Annotated in this window: 18 protein-coding genes; 5 read left to right on the top strand and 13 right to left on the bottom strand. The window is 62.0% G+C overall.

Annotation, left to right across the window (positions count from 1 at the left end; all coding sequences use genetic code 11):
• Positions 1–3 precede the first annotated feature (3 nt).
• The 7 genes from HBA54_RS19000 to HBA54_RS18970 all read right to left on the bottom strand — a co-directional run bounded on the left by HBA54_RS19000 (position 4) and on the right by HBA54_RS18970 (position 8035).
• The gene (locus tag HBA54_RS19000; protein ID WP_167227549.1) at positions 4–996 is read right to left on the bottom strand and encodes a dihydroxyacetone kinase subunit DhaK; all 993 of its coding nucleotides are present in this window, start codon (positions 994–996) and stop codon (positions 4–6) included.
• Between the two features lie 115 nt (positions 997–1111).
• Complete coding sequence (locus tag HBA54_RS18995; RefSeq protein WP_167227646.1) at positions 1112–2650, bottom strand: ABC transporter substrate-binding protein; 1539 nt, start codon at positions 2648–2650, stop codon at positions 1112–1114.
• Between the two features lie 82 nt (positions 2651–2732).
• Positions 2733–3839, bottom strand: a complete 1107-nt coding sequence (locus tag HBA54_RS18990) for an ABC transporter ATP-binding protein (protein WP_167227547.1) — start codon at positions 3837–3839, stop codon at positions 2733–2735.
• A gap of 3 nt (positions 3840–3842) precedes the next feature.
• Positions 3843–4952, bottom strand: a complete 1110-nt coding sequence (locus HBA54_RS18985; protein WP_167227545.1) for an ABC transporter ATP-binding protein — start codon at positions 4950–4952, stop codon at positions 3843–3845.
• 3 nt (positions 4953–4955) lie between these two features.
• Positions 4956–5795: a carbohydrate ABC transporter permease gene (locus HBA54_RS18980; protein WP_167227543.1), complete on the bottom strand. Its 840-nt coding sequence runs from the start codon at positions 5793–5795 to the stop codon at positions 4956–4958.
• Between the two features lie 10 nt (positions 5796–5805).
• The gene (locus HBA54_RS18975; protein WP_322096073.1) at positions 5806–6780 is read right to left on the bottom strand and encodes a carbohydrate ABC transporter permease; all 975 of its coding nucleotides are present in this window, start codon (positions 6778–6780) and stop codon (positions 5806–5808) included.
• Positions 6781–7135: 355 nt separating this feature from the next.
• The gene (locus tag HBA54_RS18970; protein ID WP_167227539.1) at positions 7136–8035 is read right to left on the bottom strand and encodes a hypothetical protein; all 900 of its coding nucleotides are present in this window, start codon (positions 8033–8035) and stop codon (positions 7136–7138) included.
• A 267-nt stretch (positions 8036–8302) separates the two neighbouring features.
• Between HBA54_RS18970 and mtnK the strand changes: the two genes are divergently transcribed.
• Positions 8303–9586, top strand: a complete 1284-nt coding sequence (mtnK, locus tag HBA54_RS18965; protein WP_167227537.1) for an S-methyl-5-thioribose kinase — start codon at positions 8303–8305, stop codon at positions 9584–9586.
• A 13-nt stretch (positions 9587–9599) separates the two neighbouring features.
• Positions 9600–9986, top strand: a complete 387-nt coding sequence (locus tag HBA54_RS18960) for a DUF7674 family protein (protein WP_167227535.1) — start codon at positions 9600–9602, stop codon at positions 9984–9986.
• 99 nt (positions 9987–10085) lie between these two features.
• Here HBA54_RS18960 and HBA54_RS18955 read toward each other — a convergent pair whose 3' ends face one another.
• Together HBA54_RS18955 and HBA54_RS18950 are read right to left on the bottom strand one after the other, a co-directional pair.
• A complete protein-coding gene (locus HBA54_RS18955; RefSeq protein ID WP_167227533.1) occupies positions 10086–10370 on the bottom strand; it encodes a DUF1330 domain-containing protein in 285 nt (94 codons plus the stop codon).
• A 47-nt stretch (positions 10371–10417) separates the two neighbouring features.
• The gene (locus HBA54_RS18950) at positions 10418–10867 is read right to left on the bottom strand and encodes a globin family protein (RefSeq protein ID WP_167227531.1); all 450 of its coding nucleotides are present in this window, start codon (positions 10865–10867) and stop codon (positions 10418–10420) included.
• A gap of 306 nt (positions 10868–11173) precedes the next feature.
• Here HBA54_RS18950 and HBA54_RS18945 point away from each other — a divergent pair, with 306 nt between their 5' ends.
• The gene (locus tag HBA54_RS18945) at positions 11174–12070 is read left to right on the top strand and encodes a LysR family transcriptional regulator (protein ID WP_167227529.1); all 897 of its coding nucleotides are present in this window, start codon (positions 11174–11176) and stop codon (positions 12068–12070) included.
• On the opposite strand, the gene HBA54_RS18940 is transcribed toward HBA54_RS18945, so the two are convergent.
• The gene (locus HBA54_RS18940) at positions 12067–12507 is read right to left on the bottom strand and encodes a globin domain-containing protein (RefSeq protein ID WP_167227527.1); all 441 of its coding nucleotides are present in this window, start codon (positions 12505–12507) and stop codon (positions 12067–12069) included. The genes HBA54_RS18945 and HBA54_RS18940 overlap by 4 nt on opposite strands.
• A 262-nt stretch (positions 12508–12769) precedes the next feature.
• On the opposite strand from HBA54_RS18940, the gene HBA54_RS18935 reads away from it, so the two are divergent.
• Positions 12770–13603 (top strand): phytanoyl-CoA dioxygenase family protein, encoded by an 834-nt coding sequence (locus HBA54_RS18935; RefSeq protein ID WP_167227525.1) that lies wholly within the window; start codon positions 12770–12772, stop codon positions 13601–13603.
• A gap of 25 nt (positions 13604–13628) precedes the next feature.
• Here the strand turns inward: HBA54_RS18935 and HBA54_RS18930 are convergent, their stop codons facing one another.
• Positions 13629–14042 (bottom strand): DUF1761 domain-containing protein, encoded by a 414-nt coding sequence (locus tag HBA54_RS18930; RefSeq protein ID WP_167227523.1) that lies wholly within the window; start codon positions 14040–14042, stop codon positions 13629–13631.
• Between the two features lie 22 nt (positions 14043–14064).
• Positions 14065–14691, bottom strand: coding sequence for a LysE family translocator (locus tag HBA54_RS18925; RefSeq protein WP_167227521.1), 627 nt, complete (start codon positions 14689–14691; stop codon positions 14065–14067).
• 161 nt (positions 14692–14852) lie between these two features.
• On the opposite strand from HBA54_RS18925, the gene HBA54_RS18920 reads away from it, so the two are divergent.
• Positions 14853–15674 (top strand): DUF2189 domain-containing protein, encoded by an 822-nt coding sequence (locus HBA54_RS18920; protein WP_167227519.1) that lies wholly within the window; start codon positions 14853–14855, stop codon positions 15672–15674.
• 41 nt (positions 15675–15715) lie between these two features.
• On the opposite strand, the gene HBA54_RS18915 is transcribed toward HBA54_RS18920, so the two are convergent.
• On the bottom strand, positions 15716–16684 hold the full coding sequence (locus HBA54_RS18915) for an SRPBCC family protein (RefSeq protein ID WP_167227517.1): 969 nt from the start codon (positions 16682–16684) through the stop codon (positions 15716–15718).
• Between the last annotated feature and the right edge of the window lie 124 nt (positions 16685–16808).

Here is a 16808-nt window from a genome sequence, read left to right as displayed (position 1 = left end):
CGGTCAAACGGTCCAGTAGGCGCAGGCTGCCGGCGCCTTCAACAAGGCCTCCAACTCCGCATCCAAACGACACCACGTCAGGGTCGCCCCGGTCATCTCCATGGAGGTGGCATAGCGCCCGACCAGGGGAACGGCGATGGTGATGCCGGCATCCTCCAGCCGCGCCTTGGCCCGGCGATACATGATGTAAAGCTCCTCAGGCGGCGTGGCCCCCAGGCTGTTCACCAGCAGGGAAATGCGCTCGCCCGATCCCAGCGGCATGTCGGCCAGCAGGCGGTCGATCATCTCGTCGGTGATGGCGTCGGCGGGCTTTAGTTTGTCGCGCCAGATCCCCGGTTCGCCGTGGATGCCCATGCCCATTTCCATCTCGTCGTCGCCGATCTCAAAGGTCGGCTTGCCTGCCTGGGGTACGGTGCAGGAGGTGAGCGCCATGCCGATGGAGCGGCAGGCATCGGCGGTCTTCTGGGCAACGCGGGTCACCTCCGCCAGATCCGCCATTTCCTCCGCCTTGGCGCCGGCGCACTTGAAGGCATAGACCATGCCGGCGACGCCGCGCCGCTTCGCCGCTTCCTCCGGTGGCGCCGAGACGATGTCATCGGCCAGCACGACGGTGGTCGAGGGGATATCCTCCATCTCCAGCATCTCGCCGGCCATGTCGAAATTCATGACGTCGCCGCCGTAGTTGCCGTAGAGGCGCAGGATACCCGCCCCGCCGTTGGCCTGGCGCATGGCAGCGGCCATCTGATCGACAGAGGGCGAGGCGAAGACGTCGCCGATGGCGGTGGCATCCAGCAGGCCCTTGCCGACATAGCCGGTAAAGATCGGCAGATGACCGGAGCCGCCCCCGGTCACGATGCCCACCTTACCCTGGGTCACGCCACCGGCACGCGCGATCACCCGCGGCTCTGGCTGCGCATAGAACTCGGGATGCGCCGCGCAAAGCCCCTCCAGCATCTCGTCCACATAACTGAAGGGATCGTTCAGAATCTTCTTCATGGGTGCGCCTCCTGAAACAGACCGAGCGTGATAAGGCCAATCAAAAAAAGGAACAGCGGCCCCACTCTTCAAGCAGGAAAGAGTGAGGCCGCCCTGGAAACAAAACCCGGAAGGATCAGATTTTGTAGCCGAGCTTCCGGGCCCCATCGATGAAGTTCCTATACTGACGCTTCTGGCTGTCGAGGCCGAGTTTCTGGGCGATCTTTGCCCATTCCTCCGCCGCTTCGTCCAGCGCCTGCTGGCTGGTCAGTTCGCCGGATACCGCCTTGGAGATATTGCGCCCCAGGGCATCGGCGTATTCCGGCGTGCCTTCCCAGAAGAACTGCGGATAGCCGACCTCGACGTTGGCCAGACCGGCATCGAGATGGTTCTTCGCGGTATCGAAGTTCTTGAAGATACCGGCGTTGGTCTTCCAGAGATCGTTGTCAGTGCCGCGCTGCGGGTTGGCTTGCAGATAGAGTTGCGCAGCCGCGTCGCCATAGTGGGTCCGGCCGAAGGGGTCGGAGCCGCAATACTCGTCCGCCACCATTTCGTTGGAATAGTCGGGATGGGACATGCGGTAGATGAAGTAGAAGGCCGCGTCCTTGATATCCTGCGGAATGTTTTTGGGGATCGAGGCGGTGCGGCACCACAGCGACATGGCCCGGTTGGTGATCGAGCCGTCATCATTCAGCCAGCCTGGTACGATGGCGCCGCGCTGGTCCTCGGCCAGTTCCGGGCCCTGCTGTTGGACGGTGAACTCGGAAAGGTCGATCCACCAGACCGACATGACGTCGGAGCCGGATTGCCAACGCTGGATCGTCGTACCGATGTCCATGGCCTCGGCGCCCGGCGGTCCGAACTTGATGATCTCCCTGTAGATATCCAGGCTTTCCGCGGCCTTACCCTGGTTGATGGTGGGGTTCATGTTTTCATCGAAATAGTTCACCCCGGCGGAAGCGGCGATATCCATCCAAAAGCCCCAGCCGAAGTTCGGCGGGTTCACCACCATGGAGCTGCCGTAGATGCCCTGGCTGCTCAGCTCTTCGGTGAAGAACTGGGTGGCATCGACGAAATCGAGCCAGGTCTTCGGCACCTCCAGATCGCGCTGGAAGCGCTTGGAGAACTTGCTCTGCAGGCCCGCATCCTGGAAATAGCTGTTGCGGTAGTGAAGGATGTGGATGTCGCCGTCCAGCATCACGCCGTAAGTCTTATTGTCCCACTTGGTATAGAACTCGCGGTAGGCCGGCATCACCCAGTCGAGGTAATCCTGGCTGCCGGCATACTGGGCGAAATAGTCGTCCAACGGCTCAAGCTGACCGGTCTCGGCAAAGGCGCCGAAGAAAAGGCTGGGGAACTGCACCCAGTCAAAGCGCGGACGCTTCGACAGCAGCTGCGGCAGGATCTTGGCGACCGCATCGCCGCCGTCGTAGTTCTCGCGGCTTTTGATGCCGACGCCGGCTTCCTTCATCAGGTGCGGCGACAGCCAGAGCGGCGAGTGCAGCCAGTTGGAATCCTGGAAGTAGGTCAGCTCGATGTCTTTGAAAAGCTTCTTGCCCGGCGGCACCGCCTGAGCGCCAAAGGACATTCCCGGTGTCATCCCGCCGGCCGCCGCGGCGCCGGCCGCCGCCCCCTGCAGGAACTTTCGCCGTGTAAATCCGCTAAAGAGACCCATAGCTTCTTCCTCCCTCTTCTTTTTGGCCGAGCCCGCGTTTCAGGCCGGACGGTTCCGCGCCCGAAAGCGCTTGTTTTCACTCTTAGAGAATAATCAACTCCGTCTTTCCACTGAATACCATGACGTCCTGGAGCGCGTAGTGAACCTTCACCCGCTCCCCCCGCTGGGCGGTGGTGTCCGGATCGACCATGGCGCGGAAGCTCCGCGTCCCATCGGTCAGGGTCAGGATCGACCGCTCCCCAAGATATTCGTTGATCGCAACCTTCGCCTCCAGCGCCGGCAGAGCGGGGTCGCCGCCCAGATGGAGCGACTGCGGCCGGATGCCGACCGTCAGGTGCCGTTCGTTCCAGCGTAAAATACGTTGGGCATGGCCCGGCTCCAGCTGGATCACCAGATCGGACCCGACAACCTTGAGGACCGTACCGTTGTGATCGGTGAAAAGCTCGGCCTCGAAGAAATTGGTCGGCGGCTCACCGATGAAGTCGGCAACGAAAACGTTGGCCGGCGTGTGATAGAGGTCGTTACGGGTGCCGAACTGCTGCAGCTCTGCGTTGCTCATCACCGCCACGCGGTCGGCCAGCGCCAGGGCCTCCACCTGATCGTGGGTGACGTAGATCATCGTCCTTTTCATTTCCTGGTGGATGGCCTTCAGATCGAAGAGCATCTGGAATTTCAGATGCGCATCGATGTGGCTCATCACCTCGTCCAGGATGAAAACCGCCGGATCGCGAATCAACGCGCGGCCCAGGCTGACGCGCTGCTGCTGGCCGCCGGAGAGCGCCCCCGGCCGCTGATCGAGGATATCGTCGATGCGCAGGATCTCGGCAATCTCCCGCGCCTTCTTCCTGCGCTCAGGCGCCGGCAGACCGCGCACCTCCAGCGGAAAGGCAAGGTTCTCCTCGATCGTGAAGTTCGGATAGAGCGCATAGGTCTCAAAGGCCATGGCAACGTTGCGGGCCTGAGAATCCAGCTTGTTCACCAGCACGTCGTCGAAATGGATCTCGCCGGCGGAGATTTCCTCCAGTCCCACGATCATCCGCAGGGTCGATGTCTTGCCGCAGCCCGAGGGACCCAGCAGGGCGACGAACTCCCCGTCGTTCACCGTGAGGTTCAAGTCGTTCACCGCATGCACGTCGTCATGGCGCGAGCGGTAGATCTTGTTCACATCCCTCAGCGATACCCGTGCCATGGCCTAGTCCACCATCACATTGCGGCCGCTGTCGGCATCGAAATAGAGGAAGGCCTCGCTGCGCAAAGCCAGGCGAACCGGTTCGCCGTGCTGGAATATGGCATCCGGCGGTGTCAGTGCCATCAACCTCACGCCACCGCTTTCCGCCACCAGGATACCGGTGGCGCCCAAGGCCTCGTACATCTCAACCCTGGCCTCGACCACGGCGGAACCGTTCGTGGTCTGGCCGTCCTTCACCACCTGAACATGCTGCGGGCGGATGCCCACCGTGATGCGCCCGGCATCGCGCCCGGCAAGCGTGGCGCTGTGCGGCCCGGCCACCGGCAGGGCAAGCCCCGCGCCCTCGGCCGCGAAGTGCAGCGCGTCGCCCTGCATGCCGAGCGATGCCTCCACCACGTTGATGCTCGGCTGCCCGAGATGCTTGGCCACGAAGAGATGCTGCGGCCGTTGGAAAATCTCCCGCGCGGTGCCGACCTGCAGCAAGCCGCCCTCGCCCATGACACCGATACGGTCGCCCAGGGACAAGGCCTCGGCGTAGTCGTGGGTGACATAGAGCGTGGCGACGGAACGCAAAGCCTCCAGCGTGTGGAACTGCAGACGCAGTTCATGGCGGATCTTGGCGTCGAGATGGCTGATCGGCTCGTCCAGCAGGAAGACGTCGGGCTCCGCCACTAAAGTGCGGCCCAGCGCCGTGCGCTGCTTCTGCCCGCCGGAGATTTCCCCCGGGCGGCGGTTGAGGAGTTGCTCGATGCGCAGCAGCTTGGCAACGCCCATAACCGTCTCGTCGATCTTAGCCTTGGCCATGCCACGGGCACGCAGCGGGCTGGCGATGTTCTCAAAGACCGAGAGATGGGGATAGAGCGCATAGCTCTCGAAAGTCATCGCCACCCGGCGCCGGTAGGGCGGCAGCCCGGTCAGATCGCGCTCGCCGACCCGGATGGTGCCGGCGTCCGGCCGTTCCAGACCGGCGACCAGGCGCAGCAGGGTGGTCTTGCCGATGCCGCTGGGGCCGACGACGACGAAGAACTCGCCCTCTTCCACCGTCAGGTCGAGACGGTCGATGACGGGAAAGTCCCAGCCCTTGCAGAGTCCCTCGATTTCCAACCTCGCCATGGCCTAACCCTTCACCACGCCGAGGGAAAGACCGCGCACCATATAGCGGCGCAGCAGGATGAAGAGGATCACCGGCGGCAGCATGGCGATCAAGCTGAAGGCCATCTGCAGATTCCAAAGCGATTGGCTGCCGTGGGTGAAGGTCGGAATCACGATGGTGAAGGTCCGCACGTTGCTGCCGACCAGCAGGTTGGCAAAGAGGTATTCGTTCCAGGCGAAAATCCAACACAACATGGCCACGGAAATCATGCCGGGGAGCACCAGCGGCAGGGTCACCTTGAAGAAGGCGCGCAAGGGGGTGTAACCGTCCAGATAGGCCGCCTCCTCCAGCTCGCGCGGGGCATCGCGGAAGAACACCATCATCAGCCAAGTCGCCAGCGGCATGTTGAAAACCAGATAGAGGATGATGAGGGTGATATGACTGTCGGTCCCCCAGGGCGTGGCATCGAACAGAAAAAACATCGGCAGCACCACGGCGACCGGCGGGAACATGCGGTTCGACAGCACCCAGAAGGCCATGTTCTCGCCGCCGGCCTGGCGCGGAAAGCGGGCGAAGGCATAGCCGGCCAGGGTTCCCAGGAACAGCGAGGCCAGGGTGTTGCCGGTGGCGATGATGAAACTGTCCACCAGGGCATTGAAGTTGGAAGCCTCGGCAAAGACCGCGATGAAGTTCTCGGGATGCATAACCTCCGGCCAGAAAGTCGGGATGGTGCGGTTGGTTTCCGCCGCCGACTTCAAGGCGGTGATGATCTGCCAGTAAAACGGAAACAGGGTGATCAGCAGCCAGAGCCCCATGAAGGTCAGAAACAGCAGTTTCACCAGACCGTAGTTTGACTTGCTCATGCGAAACCCCTCATGCGAATCCCTGGGCTTTCAGCACCTTTTTCAGGTACTTCAGGAAGAGGGTGATGAGCACGGCCGAAGCGATGAAGATGACGATGGCATAGGCCGCCGCCTCGCCGATGGCAAACTCGCGGATGCCGCGCTGGAAGGCGATGTAGGCCGGCAGTTCCGAGGATTGGGCCGGTCCCCCGGAAGTCATGATAAAGACCAGATCGACGAACTTGAAGGCGTCCATGAAGCGCACGATGAAGGCGATGGCAATCACCTCCTTCAGCATCGGCAGGGTGATGCGGCGCAGCGTCGTCCAGGCACCGGCACCGTCGACCCGTGCCGCCTCATAGACCGCCGGCGGCAGCGACACCCGGCCGGAGTAGACGATCAGCAGCGGCAGGGCGGTCCAGTTCCAGACATCGGCAATGATGATGGCCCAGAGCGACATGCCGGCATTGAACCACTCGATATGCTGGTCGATGAGACCGAGGTTCAGCAGCGCCTGATTGACTGCCCCGTTGGAGGGGGTCAGCAGGAACTTCCACAGCACCCCGACGATCGACGGCGGCAGCATCATCGGCAGCACCATGGCGATCAACAGCACCACGCGCAGGAAGTTGTTCTTCACCAGTTCGTAGAGGATCAGCGCCAGCATCGCACCGAGCAGCACCTGCAGGACTGCCCCGAAGGTGAGATAGATGCCCAGGTGCACGATGGAGTCGCCGAAGCGCTCGGAGGACAGCACCGTCTGGAAGTTCTCTAAACCGACAAAGCTCCAATTGCTCTGGAACAGCCGCATCATGTTGGTGTCGTGCAGGGCGTGATAGAACATCCAGACGGTCGGATAGACCACGATGCAGAACAGCACCAGCACCGGCAGGCCGACCAGCGCCAGCGGCACCCAGCGCGCCACGATCAGGTTGGCGCGCGGCTTCCTGGTATTGAACCACTCGGGAAAAGTCGAGGGATCGCCGCGGTCGAGGCGACGTCTCACAGCCAAACTGCCGCCCGCAGGCTCATCTGCTGCAGTGCTATCGACCATCAGCTGTGCAACCGCTCCCGGTTCCGAAGCGATTTTGCACAATCGATTGCAAAGATACTCCGCACGGCCCCCAAAACGGCCGAGGCTGCAGCGACCTGCATCCCCAGAATCCTCCCAACACTTTGTTCTAATTCTTCTTCCGTGCCTTGCGGCGTCTTACGACACCTGTCCTATCATTCGTCGTCTCCGGTGTCGAAGTCAAGGGACCAACACCAAGTCTCGGCCAACGGCGGTGCAGCGCACAAAAAGAAAACGCCGACGCTCCAGGGAGCGTCGGCGCCGTTGTCGTGAGGTAAATTACTTCGCGTTACTGGTTGGTTGGCGCGGGCAGTCCATGCTGAATGCCGCCGGGCGCTCTGTCGCAGTTCACCTTGACCGGCACCCATTGTGTCGCGATCGGCGAGGTAAAAAGTGAAAGCATGTACTTGCGGTTCACTGATTTATTGATGGTGTAGCTTTTGTGCCAAACAGCGTCACCCAAGCTACCGTAAGTCTTCGTTTCGATCGTCTGGTGTTCGCCGTCACCACGCACGTACATGAATTTGATTTTCTTACCGCTCGGCCCGGTCGTCTTGAACTTGGCGGTGACCGTCACCTTCACCGGACATTTGCTGGCACTGCCGTGATACTTCACCGACAGCTTCACATCCTTGACCCTGAATTTTTCCGGATTACAGATGACCTGTACATCAGTACTGCTAGCGCCGCTCCCATAATCCTCGGCACCGGGGTTCCATCTTATTGCCCGCACCACCATTTTGTACTTCAGACCTTTTTTGATAAGATCCTTGTGCACTTTGTGGCGGACGCCCGAGTTTTCACAGACCTGACGGCCCAAAGATATCAGCGGCTTCAGCTCTTCGTGAGACACCTTGTGGTTGAAGGTTACGTCCATCTCCTTCGCATTGAACCCACCTTGTTTGGCGATCTGCTTATCTGCGTTCTTACTTATGACGCGGTAGTATTGGATCCTACCAACGTTCTGCGTCTTAGCTACGACTCTGATTTTGACACTGCGCTGCGCCGCGCCCTTTCCCAGAACATACTCGCCATCCTTGAGAAAAAACTCCAACTTGGGAGGTTTGTTCGGCTGCGCGGCGGAAACCGTCATATAATTAAGTGAAAACAGTTGGGCAGCCTGGGCCGAGCCGCCGATTGCAGCGCTGGCCGCCAGGGCCAAAACCGTGGTCTTCAAAAACTTGGACACGACTATCTCCTAAGCATGCCTGCCCCAGGCGGCTGAGGAAGACTTCGGTTGAGGTTTTGCCCCCACAGGCATTCCCAACTCAGTCGTTGCGCCCATCAAAAAGGTTCAAAACCGCCGCGAAAAACCTGAAAAGTCGCAGGAGAAATCGCGAACCGATCCATTGGCGCACTCAAGGGCGGTCTTGTCTGGTCGGCCTCGCGGTGTTGCATCACTGAACAAATCTGCGATATCAACCGTCACGACAGCATTCAGAGGCGGGAAGATTCGATGGCTGACCGAGGCTTGCCGGTACCAGAGGGTTACGCACCGAAGGACGATAACAGCCTGCCGGCTTATCTGGCCGCCGTGCCCGCCGTCGCCGCGCGACTTGGCGGCGGGCCCGCCGGCTGGCGGGTGCGCGAGGTCGGCGACGGCAACCTGAACCTGGTCTTCATCGTCGAGGGTCCCGCCGGCGGCGTCGCGGTCAAACAAGCTTTGCCTTATGTACGCCTGGTCGGGGAATCATGGCCCCTGCCCCTCAGCCGCGCCCACTTCGAACAGATGGCCCTGGCGACCCAGGCAAAGCACGCGCCGGGCCTGGTACCGGCGGTGCTGCACTATGACGAGACCCTCGCCCTCATCGTCATGGAGCTGCTGCATCCCCACATCATCATGCGCCAGGGCATGATCAAGGCGGTGCGCTATCCCGGCTTCGTAAACACGATCACCGACTTCATGGCGCGCACGCTGTTCCACACATCGGATCTCGCCCTGCCGGCGGCGGAAAAGAAGGCCGCCATCGCCGCCTTTTGCGGCAATACGGCGCTCTGCAAGATCACCGAGGATCTGATCTTCACCGAGCCCTACATGGTCGCGGAGAACAACCGCTGGACCACGCCGCAGCTCGACAACATCGCCAAGGAAATCCGTGAAGACGGCGACCTGAAAGTCGCTGTCTCCCGCCTCAAGCTGAAGTTCCTTTCAGAGGCTCAGGCCCTGCTGCACGGTGACCTGCACACCGGCTCGGTCATGGTCACGCAAGACGATACCCGGGTTATCGATCCGGAATTCGCCTTCTACGGCCCCATGGGCTTCGACATCGGCGCCGTCATCGCCAACCTGCTGATCAACTATTTCAGCCAGGACGGCCACGCGACGCCCGACGACCCGCGCGGCGCCTATCAGACCTGGGTGCTGGACTGCGTCGAAGGCTGCTGGAACGATTTCCGGGGAAAGTTCGTGGCACTCTGGCAAAACGGCGCAGCGGGTGATGCCTATCCCCCTGCGCTCTTTGCCGATGCCGCCGGGACAGAGGCCCTGAAGGCGGAACAGGAGGCCTACATGGACAGGCTGTTCCAGGACAGCCTGAGCTTCGCAGCCGCCAAGATGATCCGCCGTATCCTGGGCCTCGCCCACAACATCGACCTGGAATGGATCGAGGATGCGGATGTCAGAGCGGCCTGCGAAACCCGCTGTTTGAAACTCGCCCGCGACCTGATGGTGAACACGGCGAACTACCGCAGCATCGAAGGCGTGACGGCCGCGGCCCGGGCAATGCGGAACGGAAATTAAGGTAAGAAAGCCGATGGCCGAAATTGCTTACAAGGACGTGGTTCCACTCCTGTTGGAACGTTTTCCGGAGTTCCGCGAAGACGAACGCTACCGTCCCGAAGAGGTTGACCTTCCCTACAGTATATGGGGCGGGTTTGGGCGCTACATCACTGAACTGGTTTCTGAGCTTCCCGATGATGAGCTGGACGACCATCCGGTGGTCGCTCGCCTCTTTGATTTCACGAACGAGATGATGAGCGGCGGGGATGAGGAAACCCAGAGTATTGTCGCCATCGAACTCTTCGAAAATTTCTACGAATACCGTAAGACCTACGACTTGGCGTGGCGGAAACTAGACCCGACCCACCATTTCTGGTTCGAAAAAGTGAGTCAGTTTCTCAAGATTCCAGAGCAAAACTGAAGCACGGTCCGAACGGACTATCCAGCTTCTGCAGCCTCGACCGATTGAACAGCGCTCATCACGCGCCAACGTCTTGAGGATGCCGGTTCGGATCTGCCGTCAGACGCCTTCGATGATGGAGAGGTGCCGCTCCGACGAACGGCTGGCATAGGTCAGGGCCTCCTGATACTCCGGCGAGTCGTAGCAGCCGACGGCGGCCTCGAAGCTCGGAAACTCCGCGACCACGTTGCGGGCGTGGTCGGTGCCTTCCTTGGTGACGTGACGGCCACCGCGTGCCAGGAACCGCCCGCCGTGGTTCGTTACCGCCTGGGTGGCAAGCTTGGCATATTCGCCATAGACGGCGTCGTCGGTGACGGTGACATGGGCGATCCAATAAGCGACCATTACTTCTCTCTCCTGATGATGTGGAATTGCTGCTCGGCGAAGGTGGTTCAGGCGTGAACTTTACCAGATTGACCTGAAGGCCCAGAAACTTCTTTGGCCGCCATACGCATGGTATCGGCGATCAGGCCGTAGATCGTTGCCCAGGCTTCCCGCGCCTCGGCGCTCCAGGCGTCGCCCAGCCCTTGCTCCAGGGTCCAGAGCAGGGCGGCACCGACCGAATCATACTGCGCATCGGTGACGCCGTAGGTGGCGTGTCGCCGGCCCATGTCCTGGATGATCGGCACCAGGGCGTCCAGGTCTTCAAGCCCGCCGACGGCAGAGCCCAGCGTCTGCAGCAGCTTTTTGCGCTGCCCCGACATATCGGTCCCCGCGAACAGCGGCTTGGCCGTGGGGTCGATCTCAAACAAGCGGGCGTAAAACAGCCTGGCCGCATCGTCGCCGAGCGGGACAACCTGTGCCCAGGTGTTGCGGATGATTTCAATTTGCTTGGGGGTCATCGATTCTCTCCAAAAATCGTAAAGTGTCGTCGCGCAGCCGCGCAGGCAACCGGAACGCCTCGCCACGCAAAAGTGCGGGAACCTCGACCATAGGTCGTCACCCCACCGGAAAGGTTCAATTAAAAGGGATGGGGGCCAAGCTATGCCTTGGAGGGTTCCCATGCAGCAGCCTGTCTTCAATCGCGGCAACTGAAACAGCGGTATCGGCGGCGCAGAACAATCTTGCGCCTGCCGGGGAGGGTTTACCAAATCGCCAATATCATATAAAATGAATAATTATGAATTTTATATTCCCTTATTAAGATAATGAATCTTTCCGACCTGATCATCTTCCGCGCCGTGGTCGAAGAAGGCGGCATCACCCGCGCCGCCGAGCGATTGCACCGGGTGCAGTCCAACGTCACCACGCGGGTGCGCCAGCTTGAAGAGGACCTGGGGGTCGCGCTTTTCATCCGCCAGGGCAAGCGGCTGCATCTGGCGCCGGCAGGCCGGGTGCTGCTGAACTATGCCGAGCGCCTGCTGGCGTTGGCCGAAGAAGCCCGCGACGCGGTACAGGATTCACGCCCCCGCGGCACCTTCCGCCTCGGCGCCATGGAGAGCACCTCGGCGGTGCGTCTGCCCGCACCCTTAAGCGCTTACATGAAACGATATCCCGAAGTCGACATCGAACTGCGTACCGGCAATCCGGAACAGTTGGCGCGCGCGGTCCTGGCCGGGGAACTGGATGCCGCACTGGCGGCGGAACCCATCGCCCGGGAACAGTTCGATCAGATCCCTGTCTTCGAGGAAGATCTAGTGTTGATCGCCGGCGCCGACCAACCGCCCATCGTTCCGGGCAAACCGGCACCGCGCAGGATGATCGCCTTTGAGAGCGGCTGCCCCCACCGCAAACGTCTGGAGGACTGGTATGCCGAGCGCGGCGAAACCCCCGCCCAAACCCTGCAACTGGCATCCTACTACGCCATGCTGGGCTGCGTGTTGGTGGGCATGGGGGTCACGCTGCTGCCCAAGAGCGTGCTGGCAACTTATCCTGAACGCAAGCGCCTGTCGCTGCACCCCCTGCCCCCGGGCCAGGACAAGGCCTGGACCATGCTGTTCTGGCGCAAAGGCGCCGACTCTCCGATGATCACGGCGCTGGCGGAGATTCTGAAAACCGCCGCAAGCCGCAAGCCTAAGAGCACGCCGCCACCAACGGCGCCCTAAAGCGCCGCCCTGGCAATCGCCTCGTCGGGTTGCCTGGTGGCATCGACCATGACTTCCGCGATCAGAGCATAGGCCGCCGCCCAGGCTTCAGCGGCTTCTTCGCTCCAGGCCTCGCCAAGCCCCTGTTCCAAGGTCCAGAGCAAGGCCGCGCCGACCGTGTCATAGTTTTCGTCGCGCACGCCATAAGCCAGATGACGGCGGCCGAGCGCCTGAACCTCCGGCAGCAAGGCCTCAAGGTTGTCGATGCTGTCAACGATATCGTTCAGCGATTTCAGCAGCTTCATCCGCTGCTGTGACAGATCGGTGTTGGCAAACAGCGGCTTGAGGCTGCTGTCGATCTCAAACAGGCGATCATAGAACAGCTTGGCAGCCGTATCCCCGATGGGAATGACGCACTGCCAGGTTTCGTGGATGATATCCTTCTGTCTGGGTGTCACTGGTACTCTCCGCAAAAAAATAAAGGGTTTCCGACTGACCTCGCTGTCCAAGCCCACACAGGGACACCCCGCGGCATCGCCGCAGGTGGTCACCGCACAGGTCTGTGTCGCGCAAAGGGCAAAAAAGGTTCATCGCCATACCCGCAGAACGCGGGTGGGGTGCGACGAGGGAGATTCTGCGCAGCGGTCGTGGTAGTCAGGAGCCGCAGGACGCAGCCGAATGGACCGGAACGCCGCCAAGGAGCCCCCCAGAGGAGAACTTATGAACCAGGCACAGGCCGCGCAGTTCGAGGCCGACGGCTATACCATCGTGCGCGGCGTTTTCGATGCCGGCGAAGTGACCGAAATGGCGCGGGCCTTCGACGGTATCCACGCCAGGGCGCTGGCCGGTGGGCGTAGCTGGCGCGACCGCAATACCTTTTTCCGCCTGGCCGAAGACGCCAAACTGGGCAGCATCCTGCGCCTGGTGCAGTGGCCCGGCTGGATCGATGCAACGCTGGAGCGGACGCGCCGCGACCCGCGCATCCTGCAAATCCTGGAGCCGCTCATCGGCCGCAATCTGAAGCAGATCATCAACCAGATGCACTGGAAGGCGCCGGGGGCCGAGGCCGAGTTCGGGTTTCATCAGGATTCACGCTCCCGCCGGCCGCGCGAAGCCTTCCGGGATCTGGCGCGTTCCTACGTTCAGACCGGCATCGCCATCGACCCGCACCGGGCGGAGAACGGCGCCATGGTGGTCTGCCCCGGCAGCCACCGCCTGGGCGAGTTGCCTTTCGATCCCACACGTCCGTCTCTTCACGAAGCCCTGGACGACGCCGACCTCACGCGCTTCGGGGTCGATGCGGCGAATACGGTGGTGGTGGAGATGGAGCCCGGCGATGTCGCACTCTGGCATGTGCATACCCTGCACGGCTCCGGCCCCAACCGCTCGGCGATGGATCGGCGCTTCTACATCAACGGCTATGTCATCGCGGAGAACTGCGACCGCGGCGAATGGGCTTTCCGCGACGGCGAGCCCTGTCCGCTGGAGGGTGCACAAAACCTGGTCCACTACGAAGAACTCTACAGCAACCCCGGCCCGATGTTCGTGGATTGAGGGGCCGGGGTGAGGGGGAACTTCCCTAAATCCCGAACAGCCCGATCACCAGGCCCTGGACCAGCAGGACGCCGAGCCAGTGGGCGCCGTCGATGACGGTCAGGCTGCGCTTTGCGCCCTGGAAACCGTGGTTCACCACCAGCGTGGTGGCGACAAAACCGAGCCAGACGAAAAACGCGGTGGTGAGACCGCCCGCCGCCCCCATACCGACGCTGCCCAGATGCCCCATGATGCCGGCCAGCATGAAGGCCATGACCAGTTGGGCGATGGCGGTGATGACATAGACGGATGGTCCGGCACCGGCCTTCACTTCTTCCTCGGTCTTGCCGAGGGCTGCCATCCAGGGCTTGGCCAGCGACATGTAGTAGACCGAGCCGAAGACGTAGCTGGCCACCATGGCGGCCACCACCGCCAGATAGTTGATGCCTGTGAATTCCATGATCCCCTCCCCCAGTTGTATCTTATCGCGTTGCCACCGCAACGCCGGCACCCACCAGCAGGCCGCCGGTCGCCCGGTTCAGCCAGCGAAAGGCGCGCGGCGACTTGATCGAGCGGCCGGCGCGTGTCGCCAGGAAAGCATAGGCGCCGAGGACGACAAGCGACACCAGGGCAACCACAAGGCTGAGCAGCGCCACGTCGCCAAGGGTCAGCGCCGCCATATCGATAAAGGTCGGCACCAGGGCGCTGTAGAAAAGAATCGTCTTGGGGTTGCCCAGAGTCACCACAAAGCCCAGGGCGAAGGAGCGGTGAAAGTCTGCCTTGTGCATGGCGACACCCGCCGGAGGCGGAGAAATCCTGGCGCGCCAGGTCATGATGCCCAGCCAGATCAGGTAGCCCGCGCCCAGAATCTTCACCACCAGGAAAAACTCGCCCATGGCCGCGGCCAGGGCCGAGAGCCCGACGATGGCCAGGATCAAAAAGAGAATATCCCCCAGGATCAGGCCAAGGATGGTGGCAAAGCCCGACATCAGCCCGCCGCCCAGGCTGCGCGCGACCACCGCCAGAAAACCGGGGCCTGGCGTCAGCGAGAGCAGCGACATGGCCACCACAAAGGCCAGGAAGGTTTCCAGCGACATCGAAAACGTCATTACCGCAAGATCCTCAAAAATCATCCTCAAAGAACAGCCGCAGACTATATTAGAAATGTAGCAGACTTGCCGGGAACGGTGGAGAGCCTTGGAAACGGCGCCAAATGCCGCCCTGATCCAGATCAAGGGAAGGTCTTGGCTTGTGGGATATGACACTAGCGATGAGCCAGGACGAAAAACCCGTGGCCTCTGAGGGGGCCGAGAACAGCGGCGAAAGACCAAAAGCCGCGCCGCAGGTTCTGACCATCGGCGCCGGCGACATCGTCGACGCCCTGGGCCAGGGGCTGCGTGATTTCCGCGCCGCGCCCCGCTTCGGTCTGTTCTTCGGCGGGGTCTATGCCCTGGGCGGGATGCTCATCGTGCTGACCGCCTCGGCCCTGGGCATGAGCTACATCTCCTATCCCCTGGCGGTCGGCTTCGCCCTCATCGGGCCCTTCGTTGCCGTCGGCCTCTATGAAGTCAGCCGGCGCCGCGAAGCGGGCGAAGCCCTTGATTGGCCCGGGGTTCTGGGCGTGGTCTTTGCCCAGCGTAAGCGCGAACTGGGCTGGATGGCCTTCGTCTCGCTCTTCGTGCTGGTGGTCTGGATGTACCAGGTGCGCATCCTCATCGCCCTTTTCATCGGCCTGCGCGCACCGACCACCATGGACGCTTTCGTCTCGGTCGTGCTCGGCACCCCCGAAGGCCTGATGTTCCTGGCGATCGGGCATGTCATCGGCGCCGCCATGGCCCTGGTTCTGTTTTCCCTGACCGTCGTCTCCTTCCCGCTACTGCTGGAACGGGAACTCGACTTCGTCACCGCCATGATCACCTCGGTGCGCGCGGTGGTCACCAATCCGGTGCCGATGATCGGCTGGGCCTTTGTCATCATGATCCTGCTGATGATCGCCATCGGCCCCTTCTTCATCGGGCTTTTCGTGGCCCTGCCCATTCTCGGCCACACCACCTGGCACCTCTACCGCAAACTGGTGGCGCCGGAGGCATAGGCCGGAAGGAGGGCGCCAAGGCGACGCCCCCTCTCAGGACTTCAGGCGGTCTTGCGCAGGCCCGGCTGGGCCCAGGCGGCCGCCGCCTCGCTCTGCATACGGGTTGCCCAATTCGTCAGAAGACGGTCACAGACCGGCAGCAGCACGGCCAGCAGAATACGGAACTGCAGAGCCTTCAGCAGCCCGGGCCTGGGCCGGACGACAAAATCCATGTTCACGCTGATCAGGTCCCCCGCCGGCATCATGGACCAGCGGCCCTGCAGGTAGTCCAGCGGATAGGGATAGTCCGGCGCATCGGTGTCGACGACGAAGGTGAAAGCCCTGCCCTCCTCCCAAAGCGTGCAGCGCTCGCTCCAGGCCTGCCCCGAAGCATCGCTGCAGCGCCGGATCATCCCGAGGCCCTGCCCCTCCACCACCTTCACGTCGGCAATGTTGTCGGCGACCGCCGCATAACCTTCCTGATCGGCCATCACCTGCCAGACAACCTCGGCCGGCGCGTCCACCAGGCCTTCAGCATGGATGTGCAGATCACTGCCTTCCCAGCGCAGGGTGAGTTCTGACTTGCCCTGGTAGAGCTGCCAGAGGCCGAAAGCCTGCAGCAGAACGAAATCCAGAACCAGCAGGGCGGAAAGCCCGACGGCCCAGGCACCGGTCGCGGTCAGAGTCTCCGGCAGGGCGAAAAGCAGCATCGCGGAACCGGCGACCCAGAGCAGATCCAGCGCGATGACGAGCCGGGTCAGCGGCAGCGACAAGCGGTCCCGCCGCGCGACCCAGAACGGCAGGGCGGCGAAGATCATCAACTCAACGCCGGTCAACCGCAGCAGGGTTTCGGTCGAGAGACCGAAGAGCGTTTGCGGAAGCGGGCTTATCCAGGCCGCCAGCGGGCCGCCGGCCAGGGCCAGAATCAGGCCCACCGTCAGGGACAGGCCGGCGTTGGCCTTCAACGCGGTGCGCAGCAGGCCGTCGTTTGCTTCGTAGAGGGGGGCTTGAGCAGACACTTGAGCAGACATGGAAAAACTCCTTTGTCGTGAGTGTTGATGCTGTGAGTGTTGGCCTTCACGTCGATTGGACGGCAGACTGTCGTCCACGCGGCGGCTCCGCAATTACCTGGCAGGTAATTGCCGCTTGTGCATC

The organism is Pelagibius litoralis, assembly GCF_011683915.1.
Classification (GTDB): domain Bacteria; phylum Pseudomonadota; class Alphaproteobacteria; order Kiloniellales; family Kiloniellaceae; genus Pelagibius; species Pelagibius litoralis.
Note: the sequence above shows the minus strand (reverse complement) of the source record. Positions and strands in the feature narration are given on the sequence as shown.

Bases quoted from the DNA above. Each gene is read 5' to 3' on its own strand.
- HBA54_RS19000 (WP_167227549.1), bottom strand. From the start codon at position 996: ATGAAGAAGATTCTGAACGATCCCTTCAGTTATGTGGACGAGATGCTG.
- HBA54_RS18990 (WP_167227547.1), bottom strand. From the start codon at position 3,839: ATGGCACGGGTATCGCTGAGGGATGTGAACAAGATCTACCGCTCGCGC.
- HBA54_RS18930 (WP_167227523.1), bottom strand. From the start codon at position 14,042: ATGGAATTCACAGGCATCAACTATCTGGCGGTGGTGGCCGCCATGGTG.
- HBA54_RS18925 (WP_167227521.1), bottom strand. From the start codon at position 14,691: ATGACGTTTTCGATGTCGCTGGAAACCTTCCTGGCCTTTGTGGTGGCC.
- HBA54_RS18920 (WP_167227519.1), top strand. From the start codon at position 14,853: ATGAGCCAGGACGAAAAACCCGTGGCCTCTGAGGGGGCCGAGAACAGC.
- HBA54_RS18985 (WP_167227545.1), bottom strand. From the start codon at position 4,952: ATGGCGAGGTTGGAAATCGAGGGACTCTGCAAGGGCTGGGACTTTCCC.
- HBA54_RS18945 (WP_167227529.1), top strand. From the start codon at position 11,174: ATGAATCTTTCCGACCTGATCATCTTCCGCGCCGTGGTCGAAGAAGGC.
- HBA54_RS18955 (WP_167227533.1), bottom strand. From the start codon at position 10,370: ATGGTCGCTTATTGGATCGCCCATGTCACCGTCACCGACGACGCCGTC.
- HBA54_RS18960 (WP_167227535.1), top strand. From the start codon at position 9,600: ATGGCCGAAATTGCTTACAAGGACGTGGTTCCACTCCTGTTGGAACGT.
- HBA54_RS18980 (WP_167227543.1), bottom strand. From the start codon at position 5,795: ATGAGCAAGTCAAACTACGGTCTGGTGAAACTGCTGTTTCTGACCTTC.
- HBA54_RS18935 (WP_167227525.1), top strand. From the start codon at position 12,770: ATGAACCAGGCACAGGCCGCGCAGTTCGAGGCCGACGGCTATACCATC.
- HBA54_RS18995 (WP_167227646.1), bottom strand. From the start codon at position 2,650: ATGGGTCTCTTTAGCGGATTTACACGGCGAAAGTTCCTGCAGGGGGCG.
- HBA54_RS18950 (WP_167227531.1), bottom strand. From the start codon at position 10,867: ATGACCCCCAAGCAAATTGAAATCATCCGCAACACCTGGGCACAGGTT.
- mtnK (WP_167227537.1), top strand. From the start codon at position 8,303: ATGGCTGACCGAGGCTTGCCGGTACCAGAGGGTTACGCACCGAAGGAC.
- HBA54_RS18915 (WP_167227517.1), bottom strand. From the start codon at position 16,684: ATGTCTGCTCAAGTGTCTGCTCAAGCCCCCCTCTACGAAGCAAACGAC.